The 22,503-nt window shown below is 65.5% G+C and carries 29 protein-coding genes; 24 read left to right on the top strand and 5 right to left on the bottom strand.

Translation table 11 applies throughout. From position 1 onward, the window contains the following. Positions 1-34 precede the first annotated feature (34 nt). From SKP52_RS00145 to SKP52_RS00055, 19 genes are all read left to right on the top strand, one after another. On the top strand, positions 35-469 hold the full coding sequence (locus tag SKP52_RS00145; RefSeq protein WP_039570372.1) for a VOC family protein: 435 nt from the start codon (positions 35-37) through the stop codon (positions 467-469). 71 nt (positions 470-540) lie between these two features. After that, positions 541-759, top strand: coding sequence for a DUF4287 domain-containing protein (locus SKP52_RS00140; protein WP_039570369.1), 219 nt, complete (start codon positions 541-543; stop codon positions 757-759). 3 nt (positions 760-762) lie between these two features. After that, complete coding sequence (locus SKP52_RS00135; RefSeq protein ID WP_039570367.1) at positions 763-1,437, top strand: glutathione S-transferase family protein; 675 nt, start codon at positions 763-765, stop codon at positions 1,435-1,437. Positions 1,438-1,468: 31 nt separating this feature from the next. Further along, a complete protein-coding gene (locus SKP52_RS27530; RefSeq protein WP_039570364.1) occupies positions 1,469-2,188 on the top strand; it encodes a DUF1428 domain-containing protein in 720 nt (239 codons plus the stop codon). Between the two features lie 158 nt (positions 2,189-2,346). Further along, positions 2,347-2,898, top strand: coding sequence for a GFA family protein (locus tag SKP52_RS00125; protein ID WP_039570361.1), 552 nt, complete (start codon positions 2,347-2,349; stop codon positions 2,896-2,898). After that, entirely contained in the window at positions 2,895-3,620 is a 726-nt protein-coding gene (locus tag SKP52_RS00120) for a DUF899 family protein (protein ID WP_228383759.1), read from the top strand. The genes SKP52_RS00125 and SKP52_RS00120 overlap by 4 nt, the downstream gene beginning before the upstream one ends. 22 nt (positions 3,621-3,642) lie before the next feature. Next, a complete protein-coding gene (locus SKP52_RS00115; RefSeq protein ID WP_039570357.1) occupies positions 3,643-4,431 on the top strand; it encodes a VOC family protein in 789 nt (262 codons plus the stop codon). 20 nt (positions 4,432-4,451) lie between these two features. Further along, a complete protein-coding gene (locus tag SKP52_RS00110; RefSeq protein WP_039570354.1) occupies positions 4,452-4,940 on the top strand; it encodes a VOC family protein in 489 nt (162 codons plus the stop codon). Position 4,941: 1 nt separating this feature from the next. Further along, positions 4,942-5,397 carry a hypothetical protein gene (locus SKP52_RS00105; protein WP_039570351.1) on the top strand — a complete coding sequence of 152 codons (456 nt, stop codon included), beginning with the start codon at positions 4,942-4,944 and terminating at the stop codon, positions 5,395-5,397. Next, the gene (locus tag SKP52_RS00100) at positions 5,397-6,050 is read left to right on the top strand and encodes a glutathione S-transferase family protein (protein ID WP_228383758.1); all 654 of its coding nucleotides are present in this window, start codon (positions 5,397-5,399) and stop codon (positions 6,048-6,050) included. Before SKP52_RS00105 ends, SKP52_RS00100 begins: the two co-directional genes overlap by 1 nt. A gap of 85 nt (positions 6,051-6,135) precedes the next feature. Beyond that, positions 6,136-6,927: an alpha/beta hydrolase gene (locus SKP52_RS00095; RefSeq protein ID WP_039570345.1), complete on the top strand. Its 792-nt coding sequence runs from the start codon at positions 6,136-6,138 to the stop codon at positions 6,925-6,927. Positions 6,928-6,991: 64 nt separating this feature from the next. Further along, positions 6,992-7,342: a hypothetical protein gene (locus SKP52_RS00090; protein ID WP_052207661.1), complete on the top strand. Its 351-nt coding sequence runs from the start codon at positions 6,992-6,994 to the stop codon at positions 7,340-7,342. Between the two features lie 101 nt (positions 7,343-7,443). Continuing rightward, entirely contained in the window at positions 7,444-7,578 is a 135-nt protein-coding gene (gene rpmH / locus SKP52_RS00085; protein WP_039570342.1) for a 50S ribosomal protein L34, read from the top strand. Between the two features lie 29 nt (positions 7,579-7,607). Next, positions 7,608-7,946, top strand: a complete 339-nt coding sequence (gene rnpA, locus SKP52_RS00080) for a ribonuclease P protein component (protein WP_039579163.1) — start codon at positions 7,608-7,610, stop codon at positions 7,944-7,946. A 157-nt stretch (positions 7,947-8,103) separates the two neighbouring features. Then, the gene (gene yidD, locus SKP52_RS00075; protein ID WP_039570339.1) at positions 8,104-8,316 is read left to right on the top strand and encodes a membrane protein insertion efficiency factor YidD; all 213 of its coding nucleotides are present in this window, start codon (positions 8,104-8,106) and stop codon (positions 8,314-8,316) included. Between the two features lie 45 nt (positions 8,317-8,361). Further along, entirely contained in the window at positions 8,362-10,107 is a 1,746-nt protein-coding gene (gene yidC, locus SKP52_RS26705) for a membrane protein insertase YidC (RefSeq protein ID WP_039570336.1), read from the top strand. Continuing rightward, positions 10,104-10,769 (top strand): ribosome biogenesis GTP-binding protein YihA/YsxC, encoded by a 666-nt coding sequence (yihA, locus tag SKP52_RS00065; protein WP_148308961.1) that lies wholly within the window; start codon positions 10,104-10,106, stop codon positions 10,767-10,769. Before yidC ends, yihA begins: the two co-directional genes overlap by 4 nt. Before the next feature lie 247 nt (positions 10,770-11,016). Further along, positions 11,017-11,688 (top strand): glutathione S-transferase family protein, encoded by a 672-nt coding sequence (locus tag SKP52_RS00060; protein WP_039570333.1) that lies wholly within the window; start codon positions 11,017-11,019, stop codon positions 11,686-11,688. A 70-nt stretch (positions 11,689-11,758) separates the two neighbouring features. Next, a complete protein-coding gene (locus tag SKP52_RS00055) occupies positions 11,759-12,403 on the top strand; it encodes a hypothetical protein (protein WP_039570330.1) in 645 nt (214 codons plus the stop codon). Here the strand turns inward: SKP52_RS00055 and SKP52_RS00050 are convergent. Further along, positions 12,400-12,867 (bottom strand): cupin domain-containing protein, encoded by a 468-nt coding sequence (locus SKP52_RS00050; protein ID WP_039570327.1) that lies wholly within the window; start codon positions 12,865-12,867, stop codon positions 12,400-12,402. The two genes, SKP52_RS00055 and SKP52_RS00050, sit on opposite strands and share 4 nt — an antisense overlap. 96 nt (positions 12,868-12,963) lie before the next feature. On the opposite strand from SKP52_RS00050, the gene dapE reads away from it, so the two are divergent. Further along, a complete protein-coding gene (gene dapE / locus SKP52_RS00045) occupies positions 12,964-14,097 on the top strand; it encodes a succinyl-diaminopimelate desuccinylase (RefSeq protein WP_039570324.1) in 1,134 nt (377 codons plus the stop codon). On the opposite strand, the gene SKP52_RS00040 is transcribed toward dapE, so the two are convergent. The 3 genes from SKP52_RS00040 to SKP52_RS00030 are packed head-to-tail and all read right to left on the bottom strand — an operon-like array spanning position 14,094 to position 16,663. After that, positions 14,094-14,669: a Smr/MutS family protein gene (locus SKP52_RS00040; RefSeq protein WP_039570321.1), complete on the bottom strand. Its 576-nt coding sequence runs from the start codon at positions 14,667-14,669 to the stop codon at positions 14,094-14,096. The two genes, dapE and SKP52_RS00040, sit on opposite strands and share 4 nt — an antisense overlap. A 1-nt stretch (position 14,670) precedes the next feature. After that, entirely contained in the window at positions 14,671-15,993 is a 1,323-nt protein-coding gene (locus SKP52_RS00035) for an MltA domain-containing protein (protein WP_052207660.1), read from the bottom strand. A 4-nt stretch (positions 15,994-15,997) separates the two neighbouring features. Next, positions 15,998-16,663, bottom strand: a complete 666-nt coding sequence (locus SKP52_RS00030; protein WP_081997122.1) for a Tim44/TimA family putative adaptor protein — start codon at positions 16,661-16,663, stop codon at positions 15,998-16,000. Positions 16,664-16,915: 252 nt separating this feature from the next. Here SKP52_RS00030 and secB point away from each other — a divergent pair, with 252 nt between their 5' ends. From secB to SKP52_RS00010, 4 genes are all read left to right on the top strand, one after another. Continuing rightward, entirely contained in the window at positions 16,916-17,434 is a 519-nt protein-coding gene (secB, locus tag SKP52_RS00025; RefSeq protein ID WP_039570319.1) for a protein-export chaperone SecB, read from the top strand. Between the two features lie 150 nt (positions 17,435-17,584). Next, positions 17,585-19,156 (top strand): murein biosynthesis integral membrane protein MurJ, encoded by a 1,572-nt coding sequence (gene murJ, locus SKP52_RS00020; protein WP_039570317.1) that lies wholly within the window; start codon positions 17,585-17,587, stop codon positions 19,154-19,156. A gap of 19 nt (positions 19,157-19,175) precedes the next feature. Then, positions 19,176-20,174 carry a tryptophan--tRNA ligase gene (gene trpS, locus SKP52_RS00015; protein WP_039570314.1) on the top strand — a complete coding sequence of 333 codons (999 nt, stop codon included), beginning with the start codon at positions 19,176-19,178 and terminating at the stop codon, positions 20,172-20,174. 165 nt (positions 20,175-20,339) lie between these two features. Beyond that, positions 20,340-21,032, top strand: a complete 693-nt coding sequence (locus SKP52_RS00010) for a DUF4136 domain-containing protein (RefSeq protein ID WP_039570311.1) — start codon at positions 20,340-20,342, stop codon at positions 21,030-21,032. A 109-nt stretch (positions 21,033-21,141) separates the two neighbouring features. Here the strand turns inward: SKP52_RS00010 and dnaA are convergent, their stop codons facing one another. Continuing rightward, positions 21,142-22,503: a chromosomal replication initiator protein DnaA gene (gene dnaA / locus SKP52_RS00005; RefSeq protein WP_039570309.1), complete on the bottom strand. Its 1,362-nt coding sequence runs from the start codon at positions 22,501-22,503 to the stop codon at positions 21,142-21,144.

Here is a 22,503-nt window from a genome sequence, read left to right as displayed (position 1 = left end):
CGTCAATAATTACCACCCCAAGGAGAGAGAGACGATGCCCCAGATGATTTTCGTGAACCTGCCAGTCACCGACCTTGCGAAATCGAAAGCCTTTTACGAAGCGGTCGGCGCGGCGAACAACCCCGCCTTCACCGACGACACCGCCGCGTGCATGGTGGTCGAAGAGGGTTCGATCCACGTCATGCTGCTGACCCATGAAAAATGGGCGACCTTCACGTCGAAAGCGATCCCCGACGCGCACAGCGCCGCGCAGGTCCTGCTTTGCGTGTCGGCCGACAGCCGCGAGGCGGTCGACGAACAGGTCGACAAGGCGGTCAAGGCGGGCGGCAAGGCCGACCCGACCCCGACGCAGGATTTTGGCTTCATGTACGGCCGCAGCTTCGAGGATCCCGACGGTCATATCTGGGAAGTGATGTGGATGGACCCCGCCGCGATTCCCGCCGGCGAGCCCGCCGAAGCGGCGGCCTGACCGGACCGCGGAGGGGAGCGGATAGCCACCCTTGCACCGGCTGCCGCTCCCCTCCCGACGGGAGAGAGTTGATGAGTTTCCAAGCCTATCTCGACAATGTCGAAACCAAGACCGGCCAATCGGCCGAGCAATTGAAGGCCGCCGCGATCGACAAGGGGCTTGCCGACGGGAGCGGCCTCGCCCCGGGCGTCAAGGCCACCGCGATCGTCGACTGGCTGAAGCGCGACTTCGACCTGGGCCACGGCCACGCGATGTCGATCGTCGCCTATATCAAAGGGAAGAGGAGCTAGATCATGCCCGTGAACCCCAACAGCCAGATTGAAGTCACCGCCTTCGACTGGGTCCCCGATTTCGCCCGCGGCTATGTCCGCGACCTGCGGCCGCGCTGGGCGTGCGAGGAAATCGGCCTCGACTATGCCGAACATCTGATCAGCGCGATCAACCGCCCCGCCGATCATTTCCTGTTCCAGCCCTGGGGTCAGGTGCCGGTGCTCAATGACGGCGGCATCCGCCTGTTCGAAAGCGGCGCGATCCTGCTGCACCTTGCCGAGAAGGACGCGCGGTTGATGCCCCGCGACGCGCAGGCGCGCGCCAACACACTCGCCTGGCTGTTCGCCGCTTATAACAGCGTCGAGCCGATGCTGTTCGAGCTGGGCAATGTCGATCTTTTCGCGGCCGACGAGGAATGGGCGAAGCTGCGCCGCCCGAGCCTGATCGAGTTCATCCAGGGGCGGCTCGGCCGCCTGAACGACGCGATTGGCGATAAACCCTATCTGACCGGCGAGTTCAGCGTTGCCGACATCGCGATGGCGACGGTGCTGCGCGAGGCCGTCGAGGCGGGGCTGATCGCCGAGCAGCCGCGCTTGCAGGCCTATCTGGATCGCTGCCTCGCGCGCCCCGCCTTCCAGCGCGCGATGGACGCGCAGCTAAACGCCTTCAGCGAAGACGCGGGACCGCCCGCCGCCTGAAAACCCCTCCCACCCCCCAAGGAGAGACAAGATGACCTATGTAGAAGGATTTGTGGTCGCGGTGCCGACCGCCAATAAGGAAGCCTATCGCAAGCACGCCGCCGATGCCGCGCCGCTGTTCAAGGAATTTGGCGTCGCGCGCATGGTCGAATGCTGGGGCGACGATGTTCCCGACGGCAAGGTCAATGACCTGAAGGGCGCGGTGCAGGCCAAGCCCGACGAGACCGTCGTGTTCAGCTGGTTCGAATATCCCGACAAGCAGGCGCGCGACGCCGCGAATGAAAAGATGATGAGCGATCCGCGCATGGCAAGCATGGGCGGCGAGATGCCGTTCGACGGCAAGCGGATGATCATCGGCGGCTTCGATTCGATCGTCGACGACCGGGCCGACGGCGCAACCGGATATGTCGACGGCTATGTCGTGCCTGTTCCCGACGGCAACAAGGAAGCCTATCGCGCGCTGGCGCAGAAGGCGTCCGAAGTGTTCCGCGATTATGGCGCAACGCGCGTTGTCGAGGCATGGGCCGACGATGTCCCCGACGGCAAGCTGACCGACTATGCCCGCGCCGCGCACAAGAAGGACGGCGAAAGCGTCGTATACAGCTGGGTCGAATGGCCCGACAAGGAAACGCGCACCGCAGGCTGGGAAAAGATGATGACCGACGAGCGGATGAAGCATGATCCCGAGACCAACCCGTTCGACGGCAAGCGCATGATCTACGGCGGCTTCGCGCCGATCGTCGAGGCGTAACGCTCCAGATCCTCCCTGTGCCGCAGGCATGGGGAAGTGGCAGCGGCGCAGCCGCTGACGGAGGGGCGATGGCGCCACGTCGCCGCCCCTCCACCATCCTTCGGATGGTCCCCCTCCCCATCGCTTCGCGACAGGGAGGATCAGAGGGAAGAGAACCGATGGCCGATATACAAAAACCCGAACACCGAACCGCCTCCTGCCGCTGCGGCGCGGTGAGCCTCGAACTCGTCGGCAAACCAATCGTCGCGGCGACCTGTTATTGTAACAGCTGCCAGGCGGCGGGGCACGCGTTCGAGGCGCTTCCCGGCGCGCCGGCGGTGGTCGGCGCCGATGGCGGCACACCTTATGTGCTCGTCCGCAAGGATCGCCTGACCTGGCTGTCGGGATCGGACCTGCTCGCGGAGCATCGGCTGACGCCCGATTCGCCGACGCGGCGCTTCGTTGCGCGCTGCTGCAACGCGCCGATCGCGCTCGAATTCACCAAGGGCCATTGGCTGAGCGTCTATTCGGACCGCATCGCCGCAGAAGAGCGGCCGGCAGCCGAGATGCGAACGATCGTGGGCGACCGGCCCGAGGGCGTCGAATTGCCCGACGACATCCCCAATTACCGGACGCCGTCGGGCAAATTCCTGTGGCGGCTGCTGAAAGCGTGGGCGGCGATGGGCTTTCGCGCCCCGCCGATTGAGGCGACGAGAGGGTTTGCGCGGTGACAACTATCGAACATCTGTCTTTCCCGAACGAAAGCCCCGAATATCGCAGTGCGCGGATCGAACTGCTGAACGCCGAGATTGCGCTGCGCCGCCAGATTGAGGCGGTCGCGGCGAAGCGCCGCGCGCTGCCCCCCGGCGGCGCGGTGCCCGAGGATTACAGCTTCGAACGGATCGGGGCCTTTCAGCGGCCCGAGCGGGTGACGCTGTCCGCGCTGTTCGGCGACAACCCGAGCATCATCCTGCAAAGCTTCATGTTCGGCCCCGAACGCGACAAGCCGTGCAACGGCTGCACGCACATGCTCGACGCGATCGACGGCAGCGCGCGGCACGTCGGGCAGCGCGCGCCGCTCTATATCGTCGCCAAGTCGCCGATCGCGCGGCTCGAGGCGTGGGCGAAAGACCGGCGCTGGCCGCACATCGCCTTCCTGTCCGACGTCGACGGCCGTTATTCGGCCGATTATTTCGGCGACACGTCGAAACTGAGCGACGCCAAGCGCACCCAGCACGGCATGAAGCCGGGCGAGAATTGGGACGAGACGATCTTCAACGTGTTTCGCAAGGACGACGAGCGCGTCCGCCACGTCTGGGCGAACGAGATGGCCTATGCCCCCGAAGACCGCGGCCAGCACCACCGCGCGGGCGACCTGGTCGATCCTTTGTGGGGGCTGCTCGACATGACGCCCGAGGGACGCGGCGACTGGTTCCCCAGCTTGACCTATTGACACCGAAATGAGGAGAGAGACGATGGCCGAAGCTTCGAATTTCATCTGGTACGAACTGATGACGGGCGACCCGGCGGGCGCCGCGGCCTTTTACGGCGCAGTGGTGGGCTGGACGATCGCAGACACCGGCGAACAGTCCGCGGGCGGCGTCGATTACCGCATGATCGGGCGCAGCGACGGCGGCCATGCCGGCGGCGTGCTGGCGCTCAACGCAGAGATGATCGCGGGCGGCGCGAGGCCCGTCTGGCTCGGCTATCTGCACGTCTCCGACGTCGACAAGGCGGTCGATGCGATCACCGCCGACGGCGGCGCGGTGCAGATGCCCGCGATAGATCTGCCTGTCGGGCGCATCGCGATGGTCACTGACCCGCAGGGGGCGCCCTTCTATATCATGGACCCGCTCCCGCCCGAGGGTGGTGGCGAGAGCGACGTCTTTTCGGTGACCGAGCCGCAGCATGTCCGCTGGAACGAGCTAGCGACGAGCGATCCCGACGGCGCCGTCGCTTTCTATAAAAAGCATTTCGGCTGGAGCCAGGAGGGCGAGATGCCGATGGGCGAACTCGGTTCCTATCGCTTTATCCAGCGCGGCGACGTCGGGCTGGGGGCGGTGATGCCGCTCATGGAAGGCTATCCGGTGTCGGCGTGGAATTACTACATCGGCGTCGACGACATCGACCGCGCGCGCGACGCGGTGAAGGCCAACGGCGGCACGATCACCAACGAACCGATGGAAATCCCCGGCGGCGAATATGCGATGAACGCGATCGACCCGCAGGGTGCGCCGGTCGGCTTCGTCGGCCCGAAAAAATAACCCTCAACCCCAGGAGAGAGATGATGTCCAAGCAGCCCGCAACGCTGTGCCTCTGGTACAATGACGACGCCGAAGAGGCCGCCACTTTCTATGCCGCGACCTTCCCCGACAGCAAGGTCGGAAAGGTCCACCGCGCCCCCGCCGACAATCCGAGCAGCAAGGAAGACGCTGTGCTGACCGTCGACTTCACCGTGCTCGGCTTCCCGTGCATCGGGCTCAACGGCGGCGCCGCCTTCAAGCATAGCGAGGCCTTTTCCTTCCAGGTCCACACCGACACGCAGGAGGAAACCGACCGGCTGTGGAACGCGATCGTCGGCAACGGCGGCGCGGAAAGCATGTGCGGCTGGTGCAAGGATAAATGGGGCATCTCGTGGCAGATCACCCCGCGCGTCTTGACCGACGTGATGACGAGCGACGACAAGGCGGCCGCCAAGCGCGCGTTCGAGGCGATGATGTCGATGAAGAAAATCGACGTCGCGAAGATCGAGGCGGCGATCAAGGGAGGGTAAAATGGCTCAGCGGGGGAAGCGGGTCCTGTTTGCATGGCTGCTCTGCGGTACGCTCGACATCGTCTATGCGGCGGTGTCGAGTCTGCTGCAAGGGGGCACCGTCTCCTCGATGCTGCATGCCGTTGCCAGCGGACCATTCGGCGACGCCGCGCGCGGCTGGGGAATCGGCGGCGATATCGCGGGGCTGGCGACGCATTATGCGATCATGGGCGCGATGGTCGCGACGTGGTTCTTTGTCGCGCGGCGCTGGAGCGCGCTGACCGAATGGCCGTGGTGGCTGACGGGCACGCTCTACGGGCTGCTGCTCTATGTCATCATGAACGGGATCGTGTTGCCGCTGCGCTTCGGATTGCCCTTTCCGCCGACCGACCTCACCAAGGGCGCGATCGCGCTCTTTCCGCACATAGTCTTCGTCGGCTGGCCGCTCGCCTGGCTGACGCGCAAGGATCGCAATTGATGCTGATTTTTTATGGCCACCCCTTTTCGTCCTACACATGGAAAGTGCTGATCGCACTCTATGAGAAGGGGATCGAATTCGATTATCGCTCGGTCGATCCGGCTTTTCCGGACCATATGCCCGAGTTGAAGGCGTATTGGCCGGTCGGGCAGTTCCCTTTGCTCGTCCACGATGGCGTGCCTTGGTTCGAAACATCGATCATCATCGAGTATCTCGACCATCTGGCGCCCGAACCGCGGATGATCCCGCTGGATTTCGACGCGGCGCTGAAAGTCCGGCTGTTCGACCGCATCTTCGACCATCATGTGATGAACCGGATGCAGGAGGTGGTGAACGACGCGCTCCGCGGGCCCGAAAACCACCTGCCGATCATCGTCGAACAGACGCATGCGCGGCTCGATATCATCTATGCCTGGCTCGACAAAGAGCTCGCGGGCGGCGGCTGGGCGACGCCTTATGGATTCACGCTGGCCGATTGTGCCGCGGCGCCGTCGCTTTTCTATGCCGACTGGGTGTATCAAATTCCCGAGGCATATGAGAATCTGCGCGCCTATCGCGCGCGGCTGCTCGCGCACCCGACGGTGTCGCGTTGCGTCGAGGAGGCGCGGCCGTACCGCCCCTATTTCCCGCTCGGTGCCCCCGACCGCGATTGACGAAGGCCGTCCCATATCGGGGTTAACGCGGCGCTGACGCTGCCTGTTCGCCATTTGATAGGCGCGCCCGCGCGAAGGCGGACGCATGGTTTCGCCGTCGGCCTTCATCCGCACGCTCATCGTCGCCGCTTTCGCGGCGGTGCTGGCGTTCGCGCCGGCGCAGGCGCAGGCGCAGCAGGTCGTGACGGTCACCACGACGACGATCACCTGGACCTATGACGACGCCGGAAGCGACGACGATGGGGCCGAATATATCGACGAAGACGCCGCGCTGCTCGATGATGAGGCGCTCGCCGAGGATGCCGATTTCGCGGCGACCCGCCGCTATGCCCCCGCCCCTACGCTCGCGACACTGGGCCGTGCCAGAGCAACATATGGCCCCTTTTCGGTGATCGACGGTACCACCGTCCGCATGGCCGGCGACGTCACCTCGTCGACGCCGCGCCAGTTCGCCGCGATGCTCGCGGCCTTTCCGGGGCTCAAGCGGCTCGAGATGACCGACTGCCCCGGCAGCCTCGACGAGGAAGCGAATCTGATTCTCGCGCGCGCGATCCGCCGCGCGGGGATGGAGACGGTGGTTCCGGCGGGCGGCTCGATCCGTTCGGGCGCGGTCGAGCTGTGGCTTGCGGGCGTCACCCGCCGCGCCGCACCCGATGCCGAATTCGGCGTCCACAGCTGGGCCGACGAATATGGCCGCGAGGCGAACGACTATCCCGCGAACGATCCGGTCCATGCCGAATATCTCGGTTACTACCGCGAAATGGGGCTGAACGACGCCAAGGCGCGCGCCTTTTACGCGCTCACCAACAGCACCCCGTTCGACGACGTCCGCTATCTGACGCGCGACGACATGGCACGCTTCGTCACGCTCAACTGACGCGGCGTCGCTTTGGGCGCTGCTTTACCCTTGCAACACGCCGCCGCATCCCCACATCGCCCGCATGGCGAAACGCAGCCTCTATCAGCGATTGCGGTCGACCGCGCAGGTCCGCCTCGCGCTGTTCATCCTCGGCGTCGTGATGATGGCGCTCTCGCCGATCGTCGGCATCTTGCCCGGCCCCGGCTTCATCATCCTGTTCCCGCTCGGGCTGATGCTGTGCCTGCAGAACAGCGCGTGGGCGAAGCGTATCTATGTCCGCTTCAAATGGCGCCATCCGCGCTACGCCGCGTGGACCGACCGGGTGATGCGGCGCGCGAGCGCAGCGCGGAAACGCGAGCGCGCGGCGCTGGACTCGATCAAAAAGGCGGCTTTCCACGGCAAGACAACGGAAAACCGCGCCAATGGCGATTGACTTTGCGCCGACTCTCGCTTATCCGCGCCTCCATCAGTGGCCGCCCACGTTTGGCGGCCCTTTTCTGTTAGAGCTTTTGACGAGAATTAGGGACAACCGCGATGAAGCGTACCTTTCAACCGAGCAACCTCGTACGCGCCCGTCGCCACGGTTTCCGCGCCCGCAAGGCGACGGTTGGCGGCCGCAAGATTCTCGCCAACCGCCGCGCCCAGGGCCGCAAGAAGCTGTCGGCCTGATCGCTGACGCTTCTGCGCCAGTGAAACTGGTGCGAACGCTTTCAAAACGCAGCGAATTTCTGGCCGCGAACCGCGGTCTTCGCTTTCCCATGCCCGGCTTTGTCCTGCTCGTCCGCCAGCGCGGCGACGGCGACGATGCGCTGGGCATTGGCTATACCGTCAGCAAGAAGGTCGGCAACGCCGTCACCCGCAACCGGATGAAGCGCCGGCTGCGCGAGCTGTGCCGCGCCGCCTTGCCCGAATCGGGAATCGTCGGCGCCGACCATGTGCTGATCGGCCGCCCGGGCGGCAACGACATCGTCTTTGCCGAACTCGGCGAGCATCTCGATTCGGCGCTGAAGCGCGCCGCGAAGAAATTGGCGCAATGAGGGTCGCCCCCCTCGATCGTCACCCCGGACTTGATCCGGGGTCCATCACCACCGGTGCCGCTTGGACCCCGGATCAAGTCCGGGGTGACGAAGGCTTCGAGTCCACGCCCAAAACGTTAGTTGCGCGTGAAGTTACTCGGTTTTCCTGGCTTTTCGCGTGATCGCAAAACTGCTCATCCTGATCGCGCGCGGCTGGCAGATCGGCCCGTCGCGCATCCTTCCGCCCACCTGCCGTTATTCGCCGTCGTGCAGCGCCTATGCCATCACCGCGCTCCAGCGCCATGGTGCGATCAAGGGTGGCTGGCTGGCGACAAAGCGGCTATTGCGCTGCCATCCTTGGGGCGGCCACGGCCACGACCCCGTTCCCTGAACGGCATTCCCCGACATTTTTAGAGACGAAGAGAGACCGAAGAGCGTGGACGACAAGCGTAACATGATCGCGGCAATTTTACTGTCGGTGGCCATCCTGATCGGCTGGAATTTCGTCTCCGAGAAATTCTTTCCCACGCCCGACAAGCCCGATGTGACCCGAACGGTCGCAGGGCCCGAAGGCGCAGCGCCCGCCGCAACGCCCGGCCAGCCCGCCGCGCTGCCCGCTCCCGGCGTGCCCGCACCTGCCACAGCGCAGGCGATCCGTCCGATCGAGGCCGTGCTTGGCGACGGCAACCGCATTCCGATCGACACCCCCGCAATCAAGGGATCGATCAACCTTGTTGGCGCGCGCGTCGACGACATCACGCTCAGCAAATATCGCCAGACGATCAAGAAGGATTCGCCGCCGGTTCGCCTGTTCGCGCCCGCCGGCACCAAGGCCGCCTATTTTGCGAGCATCGGCTGGTCGGCGCAGGGTATCGTCGTTCCGGGCCCGACCACGTTGTGGACCGCGAGCGGGACCAAATTGACCCCGGCGACGCCGGTTACGCTGAGCTGGGCGAACGGCGCCGGCCAGACCTTCCGCATCGAATATAGCATCGACGACGATTATCTGATCACCGCGAAGCAGACGATCGCCAACACCGGCACCGCGCCCGTTGCAGTACGCAGCGGCACCTATATCGACCGCACCGGCAAGCCGACCGACCCGCATGAGCAGGACAGCTGGACGATCCACGTCGGCCCCACCGGCTATCTCGACGGCAAATCGAACTTCACCAATTATGACGAACTCGAAGAGGCCGCGAACAACACCGTCGCCTACACCTCGGCCGGCTGGCTGGGTTTCACCGACAAATATTGGCTCGCCGCGGTGATCCCGGCGAAGGGCGAAAAAGTGTCGGCCGCGTTCAATTCGCTGCCGGGCGGCGCCTATCGCGCCGCCTTTGCGCGCGACCTTGTCGAGGTTGCGCCGGGCAAGCAGGTCACGACGACCAGCCGCGTCTTTGCGGGCGCCAAGGAAGTCAGCACGCTTTCGCGCTATCAGGACGATCAGGGCATCACGCGCCTGTCGAACGCGATCGACTGGGGCTGGTTCGAATTCTTCGAAGTTCCGATCTTCAAGCTGCTCGACTGGCTGTTCAAGCAGGTCGGCAATTTCGGCGTCGCGATCATGGTGCTGACCCTGATCATCCGCGCGCTGATGTTCCCGATCGCGCAGCGCCAGTTCGGATCGATGGCGCAGATGCGCCTCGTCCAGCCCAAGATGAAAGCGCTGCAGGAACGGCATAAGGACGACAAGCCCAAGATGCAGCAGGAGCTGATGAAGCTCTATAAGGACGAGAAGATCAACCCGCTTGCCGGCTGTCTGCCGATCGTGATCCAGATCCCGATCTTCTATGCCTTGTACAAGGTGCTGATGCTGACGATCGAAATGCGGCACCAGCCGTTCATCCTGTGGATCAAGGATCTGTCGGCGCCCGATCCGCTGCACATTCTGAACCTGTTCGGCCTGCTGCCCTTCACCCCGCCGTCGATCCTGTCGATCGGCATCCTGGCGGTGATCCTCGGCATCACGATGTTCCTGCAGTTCCGTTTGAACCCGCAGGCAACCGATCCCGTGCAGCAACAGGTGTTCAAGATCATGCCATGGCTGTTCATGTTCATCATGGCGCCGTTCGCCGCGGGCCTGCTGCTTTACTGGATCACCAACAATTTGCTGTCGATCGCGCAGCAGCAGTGGATGTACCGCAAATTCCCGCAACTGAAGGCGGCACCGGCAAAGTGAGCGAAATCGATCCCGATCTCGAACCCGGCGCCGATCCCGAACGGGCCGAGCGCGCGCGCAAGATGTTTTCAGGACCGATCAATTTCCTGAAATCGGCGCCGGCGCTCGAACATCTGCCGGCGCCCAGCATGCCCGAGATTGCCTTTGCCGGGCGGTCGAATGTCGGCAAATCGTCGCTGCTCAACGCGCTGACGAACCGGGGCAATCTGGCGCGCACGTCGGTGACGCCGGGGCGGACGCAGGAACTCAATTATTTCGACGTCGGCGAACCGCTGATCTTCCGGCTCGTCGATATGCCGGGGTACGGTTTTGCCAAGGCGCCGAAGGATGTCGTCAAGAAATGGCGATACCTGATCAACGATTATCTGCGTGGCCGCGCGGTGCTGAAACGCACGCTGGTGCTGATCGACAGCCGCCACGGGATCAAGGACGTCGACCGCGAATTCATCGAAATGCTCGACACCGCGGCGGTCAGCTATCGCATCGTCCTGACCAAGGCCGACAAGATCAAGGCGACCGAACTCGAGGCGGTGCACGCCGCGACCGAAGCCGAAGCCCGCAAGCATCCCGCCGCGCATCCGCAAGTGATCGTGACAAGCAGCGAAAAGGGCATGGGCATCGCCGAACTGCGCACCGCGGTGCTGGAGGCGGTGGAGATTTGAGTCACTTTCTCCTCTCCCCTTGCGGGAGAGGATGGTGAAGGTTGCGGACGTGTCCGCTACCGGAACCTGGAGAGGGGTGCGTGCTTACGCAACCGTTGACACCCCCTCTCCCAGCTACGACTAGGCAGGAAGCTGCCAAGTCTGCGCAACCGGTGACGGGTTGGATTGCCCCCAGCAATCCAAGTTCGTGCCGGGAGCACGAACGGCCCGTCGCCCCCGCAAGGGGAGAGGGATCAAAGGAGACCCCATGAAACTCTTCCTCGGCAACAAGGCATACTCAAGCTGGAGCCTGCGCGGCTGGCTCGCGGTCAAACATAGCGGCCTGCCGTTCGAGGAGGTCACCGTACCCCTCTATGACGAGGATTGGTCGAACCGCCGCGAGGGCGACGAATTCGCGCCGTCGGGGGGCAAGGTGCCGATCCTGTGGGACGGCGAGGATATCGTCGTGTGGGACAGCCTGGCGATTATCGACTATCTCAACGAAAAGACCGGCGGCACCAAGCATTTCTGGCCCGAGGATATGGCGGCGCGAGCGATGGCGCGGTCGATGGCGGCCGAAATGCACTCGAGCTTTGCCGCGCTTCGCCGCAACCACAGCATGAACATCCGGCGCATCTATCCCCCCGCCGAGCTGCTGCCCGAAGTGCAGGCTGATATCGTCCGTATCTTCCAGATCTGGGCCGAGGCGCGCGCGCGCTTCGGCGGCGACGGCGATTATCTGTTCGGCAGCTGGTCGGCGGCGGACATCATGTTCGCACCCGTCGTGACGCGCTTCGTCACCTACTCGATTCCGCTGCCGCGCTTTGCCGCCGCCTATGCGCAGGCGGTGATCAGCCACCCATGTATGCAGGAATGGATCGGCGGCGCGCAGGCCGAGGACTGGATCATCGAGAAGTTCGAGGGGCCGGTCACCGAGTGAACCGGCGGATTGTCGCCGCGCTGAACCGCTTGTTCACGACGCAGCCACCTGAATGGGTTAAGGCGTGGCAATGCAGAAACGCGTGATCGCCGCCTTGACCGCCCTCACGCTGCTCGCGGGCGCCGCGCCAGCCGCGGGGCAGAATGCCGCGAACTGGGAGATCGGCCCGATCATCCGCGGCAAGAATTATTCGCAAGGCATGCCACTGCGCCCGCAGCCGACGCGCACTGGCTGGCAATTCGACTTTCCCGTCGGCAGCGCCGCCGCCGGCCACGTCCATTATGTCACCTTCCGCCCTGGGCCGATCGCACCCGGGTCGCGCATCGTCGTGCGCTACCGCGTCGACGGCCGGACCGGCACGCGCTTCGTGCCGCAGGAAAGCCCCCATGTTCCCGCCACCGTGTCGCTCTATTTCCAGCGCCGCGGCGACAATTGGAGCGCGAAGGGCCGCTACGAAGATTTTCGCTGGTACGCCCCCGCCGCCACGGTTCGCGAAATCGCTCTGGGCGAGCATGAGATCAGCGTTCCGCTCGACGACCCGAACTGGATTTCCGTTTTCGGTCGAACCGCCGCGTTGAAGCCGGGCGCGATCGAAGCGGCACTCGCCGATATCGACCGTATCGGGCTGGTCTTCGGATCGCCGAGCGCGCGCGGCCACGGCGTCTATGCGACCGCACCCGCCCGGTTCACGCTGCTGAGCTTCCGGATTCTTTAGGGAATGCGGCTCGTCGGATAGGGCGTGCCATCCTTGTGGAAATAACCGTCGGGCGTGAAGAGCATGTCGATGTCCGAATACCCGCCGCCGGTGTCGTACTTCTTGCCGCCGCCCAGCGCGACGAAGACGCAGTCGGCGTCCGATTCGTTGACGAGATGGTGGCCGTTGGCGCTGCCCTTCGGCCACACCGCGATGTCGCCCGGCCGCATCGGCCAGCGGCCATCGTCTTCGATCAGCACCGCCTCGCCCGAAATCATCACCAGCATCTCGTCCTCGCCATCGTGCCAGTGGCGCTGCGACGACCAGGCGCCGGGTTTCAGCACCACATGGCTCGCGGCAAAATCGCTGAGGCCTGAGGCGGGTGCGAGGCGGCGATACCAGCGGCCCTGCACCGGCGCGTCATAGGGCGCGGGATAGCCCGTCATGTTGGTTTGCGGGATCGTGTCGAGATCGAGTTTGGGCATGGCAGTCCTCGTGAATTTGTTCTTTCTTTGTTTCGCACAACGACGACGCGATGCAAAGCCTCGACTTGGACGGCAGCGAGAGCGTAAGGGAGCGGCATGACCCAGCATGTCGACCCCCTCGAACTCGCCAAGGCGCTGATCGCCGCGCCAAGCGTCACCCCCGCGATGGGCGCCGTGTTCGACGCGCTCGAGGCGGCGCTGACCCCGCTCGGCTTTACCGTCGAGCGCTTCATCGACGGGGTCGAGCCCGACGGGCCGGTCGAAAATCTGCTCGCGGTGCGGACGGGCAAGAATCGCAAGCATTTCGGTTTTGCCGGCCACCTTGACGTCGTGCCGCCGGGTGTGGGCTGGACGGGCGACGCCTTTGCTCCCGAGGTACGCGGCGATTTGCTCTATGGACGCGGGGCGGTCGACATGAAGGGTTCGATTGCGGCGTTCGTCGCTGCGGCGGCCGCAACGCCTGCCGAAGCAGGGACGATCAGCCTGATCATCACGGGCGACGAGGAAGGCCCCGCGATCTTCGGCACCCGCGCGCTGATGGAGCATATGGACGCGCGCGGGATGAAGCCCGACATGATCGTCGTCGGCGAGCCAACCTCGGTGAACCGGCTCGGCGATATGGTGAAGATCGGGCGGCGCGGGTCGGTCAATATCTGGATCGACGTGCCGGGAACGCAGGGCCATGTCGCCTACCCCCACCTTGCCGACAATCCGATCCCCAAGCTGGTACGGATCATGGCGGCGATCGACGCGGTGGCGCTCGACGAGGGCAACGACTGGTTCCAGCCGTCAAACATCGAATTCACCGACGTGGACGTCGGCAATGGCGCGACCAACGTCATCCCCGCTTCCGCCCGCGCGCGGCTGTCGATCCGCTTCAACGACCAGCACAAGGGCGCCGACCTCGTCGCGATGATCGAGCGTATCGCGCACGACGTCGAACCGAATGCAAAAATATTGGGCAAGATTTCGGGCGAAGCCTTCCTGACCCCGCCGGGCGACCTGTCGGAGCTCGTTGCCGAGGCGATCCATGCCGAAACCGATATCGTGCCCGACATGTCGACGACCGGCGGCACGTCGGACGCACGCTTCCTGCACGCGCTCTGCCCGGTGGTCGAATTCGGGCTGACCAATGCGACGATGCACAAGCTCGATGAGGCGGTCGCAGTCGAGGATCTGCACAGACTGACGGCGATCTATCGCGGCATATTGATGCGTGCTTTTCTTTAATCCTCGCGGGATCGACGCAAGATGACATAGACCGCCCCTGCCCCGCCGTGGCTGATGTGCGCAGGGCGGAGCGCGACGATCTGGTCGGCATAAGGCGAATAAGCGAGCCAGTCGGGTAGCGAGGCGCGGATCGCGCCGCGCGGGCGCGGGTCGCCGTGCATCTGTGGCAGGCGGTCGGCGCCGGGGCGGAGGCGTCCGGCGACCACCAGCAGCACGCGCGCGCCGCGCAGCAGCCCGCGTCCGATCGCCTCGTCGAGCAGGGCCTGCGCCGAGGCGAGCGTATGCCCGTGCAGGTCGATGCTCATGTCGGGGCGGACGAGCCCCTTGCGCAGGCGCCGATCCCAATGGCCGTCGAGTGTTGCCGCCTGGTGGGTACGGCGCGGCGGCGGAAGTTTAGTCGTGGGCCGCGGCGCGGCGGCGGGGGCCGCGGTGCTGCGCGGCGTCGGCTTCGGGGTGCTGACGGTCGGTGGGGCGACGGGCGCGAGCGGCGCTTTTGCCTTGGCGAGCGGCTTTACCGTCGCTGCGACCTTTTTCCACAGCGCGCTTTCCTCGGGAGCGAGGCGCCGCGGCACGTCAATGCGCCGGGATCAGCCGCGCGATGCTGGCGCGAGGGAGCAGCAGCAGCGCCGGACCGCGTCCCGCCATGCCGCCCGCGATCGCGCGCGCCTCGTCGCCCGCGCCCCAGAAGCTGTCGAAGCGGTTCGCGCCCTTGATGGCGCCGCCGGTATCCTGCGCCACCCACAGCCCATTGGGTTCGGCGCGGTCGAGCGAGAGGAATATGGGCGCGCCGAGCGGCACATATTTGGGGTCGGCGGCAACGCTCGCGCGGCCGGTGACGGGGACGCCGAGGGCGCCGAGCGGGCCGGGGCCGGTCAGTTCGCGGAAGAAGACCCAGCTGGGGTTCTCGTTCATCACCGCGGTGCCGCGCGCGGGGTCGGCGCGCAGATAATCGAGGATACCCTGCATCGATGCCTGCCCACGCTGCAATTCGCCGCGATCGAGCAGCAGCTTGCCGATGCCGACATAGCCGCGGCCGTTTTGCGTGTCGTAGCCGATGCGGATGATGCCGCCGTCGGGCAGGCGAAGGCGCCCCGAGCCCTGAATTTGCAGGAAGAAGAATTCGGCGGCGTCGGCGGCGTAAGCGATTTCGAGCCCGCGCCCGTCGAGCGCCCCGCTCTCGATCGCCGTGCGGTCGTAATAGGGGACGAAATTGCTGCCATCGACGCGGCCGCGAAGCTTGCGGCCTTTCAGATCCTCAGAGAACTGGCCGAGGTCGACGTCGATCAGGTCGGCCGGGCGGCGATAGATGGGGACGTCATAGCCCGGCTGCTTCGTGCGCGAGCCGGCGATTTCGGGTTCGTAATAGCCGGTGACGAAGGCGGTGCCCGCGCCGACCTGCACCGTGCCGAAATAGCGGGTGAAGAAGGCGGCGGCGTCGCCGTCCTTCCAGTCTTTCGCCGCGGTGCAGCTTTCGGTCCAGTCGGCGCCTTGGGTCAGACCGCTGGTGTCGGTGCGGCGCTGGACCGACGGGCAACTGATCCGGAAGGCGGCGAGCGCGGCCGTCGCCTGCTGCGCGGTCACGCCGAGCGTTGCGAAGTCGGGGCCCGCGACAACACCGCTGGCGGCGGCGGTCGTTGCATCGGTCGGGACGGGCGCCGCGGGCAGCGGCGCGCGCGCGGTTGCGGGAATAGGCTGCGCGGCGGCGCTGCTGCCTTCGGACGGGCGCGGGGTGTAGGGGCGCGGCGTACCGGCCGGACGCGATGGCGCAGGAGCGACGGTGGTAGGGCGGCTATCGGCCTCGGGGATCACAGACGCGCAACCCGAAAGCAACGGCAGGGCGGCAAGCAGCGCGAATCCGAAAGCGCGCGCGCGGGGCGCCCCCACCGTCAGGATCATGGGGTCAGGCCGATTCGGCTTCGTCGAGCACCCAATTGGGGTCGTTGCTGCCGATCTGGCGGCGGAAGGTCCACAGATCGTCGGTCTGCGTCGCATCGCTCATCGACCCGGCGATCAGCTTGCCGTCGGCATCGCGCGTCACCGCGCTGATATCGGCCCGGTAGCGGACGGTGACACGCGCCTCGCTGCGGTTCAGTTCGACCGCCGTGATCTTGGCAGATTCGACGACCATCAGGCGGTTGTCGAGCGTTTCGCCGCGGCTCTCGCGCGCCTCGATCGCATCGACAAAGGCCTGGTAGCTGTCGTCGTCGCACAGATCGCGCAGCGTGTCGCGATCGCCCTTCCAATAGGCTTCAAGGATCATGCGATACGCGGCTTCGGCGCCTTCCATGAAGCGGCCGGCGTCGAAATTGCGGTCGGAGGCCAGCAGCTGGCGGAGCCCGGCCTCGGCCGCAGGCTCATAGACGAGGCCCGAGGTGTCGGCGGGTGCCGTCGCCGTGGTTTGCGCGCCATCGCCCTCGTCGAGGCGAACCGGCGACGACGCGGCCGTGCGCTCGCGCGGCAGCACGGGCTCCTGCTCGTGCCCCGTGCGCTTGCCGAGCACCGAGTAGAGCCGCATGCCGAGGAAGGCGGCAATCATGGCGAGCAGGACGATGGAAAAAGCGGTCACGGGCAAAAGTCCAATGCGGGCAATAGAAACATATTGGTCGATACATAGGCGATGTGCGCCCCGGTTTCAAATGACCATGGCGGCTGGCGCGCGGCGGGTCAACGATTCGCCCGTAACCATATCGCGGCACCGGGCGCCCATTGTGCTCGCTGCCGGGCGCTGCTAAGCGCCGCGGCAACCGTCCGCCGCGGTCCCGACACGGTCTGCGGATGCGGATATTGTTTCCATCTTTTCAGTGAAAGTTGCTTCATCATGGCTGACGAGACCAGCGCCGACATCCACAATCCCGCCCTACAGCCCAATGGCGAAGACACGAGTCCGGCAATCGGCCTGATTTCGCAATATGTGAAGGATCTGTCGTTCGAAAATCCGAACGCGCCAGCCGTTTACCAGTGGCAGGACGCACCGCAGGTCGATGTGCAGTTCAACATTGCCGCCGACAGCGTCGGCGACAATCTGTACGAAGTGTCGCTGAAGATCGACGTCACGTCGAAGACCGATCAGGGCACCAGCTTCGTGATCGACCTCAAATATGCCGGCCTGTTCGGGGTGCGCAACGTCCCCGACGACCAGCTCCAGCCCTTCTTCCTCGCCGAAGCGCCGCGCATCCTGTTCCCCTTCGCGCGCCGCGTCGTCGCCGATGCCGTCCGCGACGGCGGTTTCCCGCCGCTGCTCCTCGAGCCGATCGATTTTCACGGCCTGTTCATGCAGCAGGTCCAGCAGGTCGAAGCCGAGCAGGCTGGCGACGTGACGCCCGTCGGCCAGGCTTAGGCCGTCCATTTCCACTAAAACGCCTTCGGTAAGGTGTGTGCCCCCGCGAAGGCGGGGGTCCATCTCCGGCCGGTTCATATTGGCGCCGACCGGAGATGGGTCCCCGCCTTCGCGGGGACACGGTGCTTTTATTCCGTGCATACTCGCCCCATGAGCAGCCTGCTCAAAAATGTCGGGACCATCGGCGGGCTGACGATGGTCAGCCGCATCTTCGGATTCGCCCGCGACATGCTGCTCAGCCGCATCCTCGGCGCGGGCGGCGTGGCCGATGCGTGGCAGCTCGCCTTCCAGCTTCCGAATATCTTCCGCCGCCTGTTTGCCGAGGGGGCCTTCGCCGCCGCCTTCGTTCCGCTGTTCAACCAGCGGATGACGAAGGAAGGCGACCATGGCGAGGCGCGCGCCTTCGCCGATGCCGTGCTCGCGGTGCTGATCCCGATCCTGATCGCCTTTTCGGGTGTGCTGCTGATCGTCATGCCGTGGGTGATGGGCCTGTTCGCAAGCGACGCGCTGCAGGCCGACGGCGCGAAATTCGACCTGGCGGTCGCGATGGCGCGGATCGCCTTTCCCTACCTCGCCTTCATGAGCGTCGCGACGCTGTTCGCGGCCATTTTGAACAGCCTGTCGCGCTTCGCCGCCGCCGCCGCTGCGCCGATCCTGCTCAATATCTGCCTGATTGGCGCGCTGTTGCTGGGCCTGTTCACGGGCGACGGCAGCGACGCGGCGAAGGCGGCGACCGGCCTCTACCTTGCGATTTCGGTCTCGCTCGCGGGGCTGTTTCAGCTTGCCTGGCTGTTTTTCTGGGTGCGGCGTTCGGGGTTCCGGCCCACGCTGCACCGCCCGCGCCTGACCCAGGATGTGCGCGAAATGGGGGTGCTGATCCTGCCCGCGGTGTTCGGCGCCGGGGTCTATCAGATCAGCCGCTTCGTCGACCTGTTCTTCATCGCGATGCTGCCCGACAAGAGCATTACCTATCTGGCGATGGCCGACCGCCTCAACCAGTTGCCGCTGGGCATCATCGGGATCGCGCTCGGCACTGCAATCCTGCCTGCGCTATCGCGCTTCGTCGCGCAGGGCGACAAGGACGGCGCCTTTCGCCTACAAAGCAATGCCGTCGAACTCGCGATGCTGCTGACCGTCCCGGCGGCGGTGGCGCTGTTCATCGCCGGACCCGCGATCACCAGCGCCTTCTATGTCGGCGGCCACTATAGCGCGGCTGACGGGCTGGCGACCGGCGCCGTCGTCGGCGGCCTTGTCGTCGGCCTGCCCGCCTATGTGCTGGTCAAGGTGCTGGTGCCCAATTTCTTTGCGCGCAAGGACACGCGCACCCCGGTCTGGACCGCGGCGATTTCGCTGCTGATCAATATCGGCCTGAACTTCGCGCTGATCCCCCCGCTCGGCATCGTCGGGCTGGCGCTCGCGGGGTCGATCGCGGCGTGGTGCAATGCCGCAATGCTCTATGCGATATTGCACCGCAGCGGCCTGTTCCGCCTGACCGGGCAGGTCGCGGGGCGGGTCGCGCGCATCATCCTCGCGGCGGCGGCGATGGCGGCGGCGCTCCATTTCGCGATCCCGCTCGCGGGCGACGCCTTTGTCGGCGGGGCGCTCGACCGCGTCATCGCGCTGGGCGCGATCGTCGCGCTGGGCGCGATCATATTCTTTGGTTGCGCCTTTCTGTTCGGCGTGGTCAATCGCGACACCATCGGCCAGCTGCGCCGGCGCTAACTCTGACAGGATATCGATCATGCGGACGCTATCGGGCATTCAGCCCACCGGAAACTTGCATCTCGGCAATTATCTGGGCGCGATCCGCAACTGGGTGCGGATGCAGGACGAGATGGACGGCGAAAAGCTCTATTTCCTCGCCGACCTCCACGCGATCACCGTCTATAACGACCCCGCCGAGCTGACCGCGAACACGCGCGAGATGGCGGCGGCGCTGATGGCGGCGGGGATCGACACCGACAAGGCGATATTGTTCAACCAGGCGCGCGTCCCCGCGCACGCCGAGCTGGCGTGGCTGCTGTTCTGCACCGCGCGTATCGGCTGGCTGAACCGCATGACGCAGTTCAAGGAAAAGTCGGGCAAGAACCGCGAGGGCGCGAGCGTCGGCCTCTTTGCCTATCCCGTGCTGCAGGCGGCCGACGTGCTGCTCTACCAGACTACGCACGTCCCCGTCGGCGACGACCAGAAACAACATCTGGAGCTTGCGCGCGATATCGCGGCCAAGTTCAACCTCGATACCGCGACGGAGACCTTCACCCTGCCCGAACCGACGATCCCGGCGGCCGCGGCGCGGATCATGAGCCTGCGCGACGGGTCGGCGAAGATGTCGAAATCGGACCCGAGCGATGCGAGCCGCATCAACCTGGTCGACGATGCCGACACGATCATGGCAAAGATCCGCAAGGCGAAGACCGACGCCGAACCCTTGCCGTCGGAGGCGGCGGGGCTCGACGGGCGCGCGGAGGCGAAGAATCTCGTGTCGATCTATGCCGCGATGGCCGACGAAAGCGTCGACCAGGTGCTTGCCCGCTTTGCCGGACAAGGCTTTGGCGCGTTCAAGCCCGCGCTCGGCGAGCTGCTCGTCGAAACGCTGCGCCCGATCGCGACCCGCCTGACCGAGCTCAAGGCCGATCCGGCGGCGATCGACGCCGCGCTCGAGGCGGGTGCGGCGCGCGCAGCGGCGCTGGCGCGGCCGACGCTCGACGCCGCCTATGCCGCGCTGGGGCTGTGCCGTTAAACCTTCATCTTAGTGCGAAAAATCTTGTTAAGCGCGTCCGCCTCCCCATATTGAGGGGATGGAACGACCGTGCGACGAAACGGGTTCAACCAAGGTTAAGTCGCGTCGGTATAGTCTATGGTATGAAAGCGCGGTTTGCGCTGCCCGAATCACGGAGCCAAGACGATGAGCAAGATCAATTTCCGGCGACTGGGACTGGCCGCCATGACCGGCGCGGCGCTGGCGCTCGCGGGCTGCGCGACGCCGTTCAAGGCCGATGTCGCGCGCTTTCAGTCGCAGCTTCCCGCGCCGCAGGGCCAGAGCTTCGTCGTCGAGGCGAGCAACCCCGCGCTGCAAGGCGGGATCGAGTTCGGCCAATATGCGAATATCGTCGCGGGCGAGCTGACGCGTTACGGCTATCGCCAGGCAGCGAGCGGCGAGCGCGCCGACCTCGTCGTGCGCATGGACTATGGCGTCGACAAGGGCCGCGAACGCGTCGTGTCGAGCCCCGGCTTTGGCGACCCGTGGTACGGCGGCTATGGCGGCTATTATGGCCGCGGCTTTTATCGCCCGGTTATCGTGTCGGGGCGCGGCGGACGCCGCTATGTCTATGGTTATCGTGACCCGTTCCTTTGGGGCGGCTTTGGCGGCGGTTATAACGACGTCAGCAGCTACACCGTCTACACCAGCGGACTCGACCTCCAGATCAGCCGATCGGCCGATGGCTCGCGCCTGTTCGAAGGCCATGCCGAGGCGCAGTCGCGCGACAACAACCTCCAGGCGATCGTCCCGAACCTGGTCGAGGCGATGTTCACCGGCTTCCCCGGAAATTCGGGCGAGCGGGTGCGGATTACGGTGGCGCCGCCCGAAAAGGGCTGAGCCACCACCAAGCCAAAGCAAAAGGCCCGCCTTTCATTCGAAGGGCGGGCCTTTTTGTTGAGGATAGTGCCGGGGATAAGTCCGGCATAACCTGTGGACCGTCTGTGGATCAGCCGTTGAGGCTGCGCCGGATCGCTGCGATTTCGGCATCGAGTTCGCTGTCGTTGACGCGCAGCGTCTCGACCGTGCGCACCGCGTGGATCACCGTCGAATGATCGCGCCCGCCGAACCGCCGCCCGATCTCGGGATACGAGCGCGGCGTGAGTTCCTTGGCGAGATACATCGCGACCTGGCGCGGGCGGGCGATCGCGCGCACGCGGCGCTTCGAGGACATTTCGGACTTGTCGAGCCGGTAGTGCGCGCAGACCGCGCGTTGGATCTCGTCGATCGTGATACGCGGCCGCGCGGTGCGGACATTTTCGGCGAGCCGGTCTTCGGCCAGCGCGATATCGACCGTCGTGCCGGTGAGCGCGGCGTAAGCGAGCAGCTTGTTGAGCGCGCCCTCGAGCTCGCGGATGTTGCGCGTGAAATGTTTGACCAGATAGGCGACGACATTGTCGGGCACGTCGACCATCGGCATCGCGGTGAGGCGCTGGCGGATGATACGTTCGCGCAGATCATTTTCGGGCGCCTCGATATCGGCGACGAGGCCTCCCGACAGGCGCGACAGCAGCCGCGCCTCGACCCCGTCGAGCATCGCGGGTGGGCGGTCGGCGGTGACGACGAGGCGCTTGCCCGCGGTCATCAGATCGTCGATCGTGTGGAGCAATTCCTCCTGCGTCGAATTCTTGCCGATCACGAACTGAAGATCGTCTAGCAGCAGCAGGTCGGCGGCGCGCAGCCGCGCCTTGAACGCCATCATGTCTCCGCCGCGCATCGCGCCGACGAATTCGAGCATGAATTTTTCCGCCGACATCAGGATGATGTTCGCGGTCGGGTGCTCGGCGGCATAGGCCTGCGCCATCGCCTGGAGCAGGTGCGTCTTGCCCTGTCCGGTGCCCGAGCAGAGATAGAGCGGATTGAACTGCGGCGCCTCGACCATCGCCATGCGGCGCGCGGCATTGGCGGCGAGGATGTTGCTGCGCGCGACGACGAAGCGGTCGAACGACAGGCGCGGATCGAAATTGAGCAGCGCGGGATTGGCGGCACGCGCCGGCGGCGTGTCGAAGGCCGGCAGCGGGGCAGCAGCCAGAACCGACGCACGATCGTCGGCGGCTGCGCCGCCGCGCACCGTGACGCCGCGCACGTCAGGCAACTGCTGCCGCCATGCGAGTTCGAGGCGGTCGCCGAAACGTTCGTTGATCCAGTTCGCGGAAAAGCGGCTGACGGTCTCTAACGTCACCACGCCCGACAGCGTGCAATAATCGGCAAAGCGCACGGGCTTTAGCCAATGGTCGAAGGTACGCACGCCGAGGTCGCGGCGCAGCCCTTCGGCCACGCGCGGCCAGAGCGTTGCGGCATCACCGCTCAC

The sequence above is a fragment of the Sphingopyxis fribergensis genome, assembly GCF_000803645.1.
Taxonomy (GTDB): Bacteria; Pseudomonadota; Alphaproteobacteria; order Sphingomonadales; family Sphingomonadaceae; genus Sphingopyxis; species Sphingopyxis fribergensis.
The sequence above is the reverse complement of the archived record's forward strand: the minus strand, read 5'-3'. Positions and strand labels throughout refer to the sequence as shown.

Coding starts and splice junctions, on each gene's coding strand:
- SKP52_RS00145 (WP_039570372.1), top strand. CDS start 35: ATGCCCCAGATGATTTTCGTGAACCTGCCAGTCACCGACCTTGCGAAA.
- SKP52_RS00140 (WP_039570369.1), top strand. CDS start 541: ATGAGTTTCCAAGCCTATCTCGACAATGTCGAAACCAAGACCGGCCAA.
- SKP52_RS00135 (WP_039570367.1), top strand. CDS start 763: ATGCCCGTGAACCCCAACAGCCAGATTGAAGTCACCGCCTTCGACTGG.
- SKP52_RS27530 (WP_039570364.1), top strand. CDS start 1,469: ATGACCTATGTAGAAGGATTTGTGGTCGCGGTGCCGACCGCCAATAAG.
- SKP52_RS00125 (WP_039570361.1), top strand. CDS start 2,347: ATGGCCGATATACAAAAACCCGAACACCGAACCGCCTCCTGCCGCTGC.
- SKP52_RS00115 (WP_039570357.1), top strand. CDS start 3,643: ATGGCCGAAGCTTCGAATTTCATCTGGTACGAACTGATGACGGGCGAC.
- SKP52_RS00110 (WP_039570354.1), top strand. CDS start 4,452: ATGATGTCCAAGCAGCCCGCAACGCTGTGCCTCTGGTACAATGACGAC.
- SKP52_RS00105 (WP_039570351.1), top strand. CDS start 4,942: ATGGCTCAGCGGGGGAAGCGGGTCCTGTTTGCATGGCTGCTCTGCGGT.
- SKP52_RS00100 (WP_228383758.1), top strand. CDS start 5,397: ATGCTGATTTTTTATGGCCACCCCTTTTCGTCCTACACATGGAAAGTG.
- SKP52_RS00095 (WP_039570345.1), top strand. CDS start 6,136: ATGGTTTCGCCGTCGGCCTTCATCCGCACGCTCATCGTCGCCGCTTTC.
- SKP52_RS00090 (WP_052207661.1), top strand. CDS start 6,992: ATGGCGAAACGCAGCCTCTATCAGCGATTGCGGTCGACCGCGCAGGTC.
- rpmH (WP_039570342.1), top strand. CDS start 7,444: ATGAAGCGTACCTTTCAACCGAGCAACCTCGTACGCGCCCGTCGCCAC.
- SKP52_RS00060 (WP_039570333.1), top strand. CDS start 11,017: ATGAAACTCTTCCTCGGCAACAAGGCATACTCAAGCTGGAGCCTGCGC.
- SKP52_RS00055 (WP_039570330.1), top strand. CDS start 11,759: ATGCAGAAACGCGTGATCGCCGCCTTGACCGCCCTCACGCTGCTCGCG.
- SKP52_RS00050 (WP_039570327.1), bottom strand. CDS start 12,867: ATGCCCAAACTCGATCTCGACACGATCCCGCAAACCAACATGACGGGC.
- dapE (WP_039570324.1), top strand. CDS start 12,964: ATGACCCAGCATGTCGACCCCCTCGAACTCGCCAAGGCGCTGATCGCC.
- SKP52_RS00035 (WP_052207660.1), bottom strand. CDS start 15,993: ATGATCCTGACGGTGGGGGCGCCCCGCGCGCGCGCTTTCGGATTCGCG.
- secB (WP_039570319.1), top strand. CDS start 16,916: ATGGCTGACGAGACCAGCGCCGACATCCACAATCCCGCCCTACAGCCC.
- murJ (WP_039570317.1), top strand. CDS start 17,585: ATGAGCAGCCTGCTCAAAAATGTCGGGACCATCGGCGGGCTGACGATG.
- trpS (WP_039570314.1), top strand. CDS start 19,176: ATGCGGACGCTATCGGGCATTCAGCCCACCGGAAACTTGCATCTCGGC.
- SKP52_RS00010 (WP_039570311.1), top strand. CDS start 20,340: ATGAGCAAGATCAATTTCCGGCGACTGGGACTGGCCGCCATGACCGGC.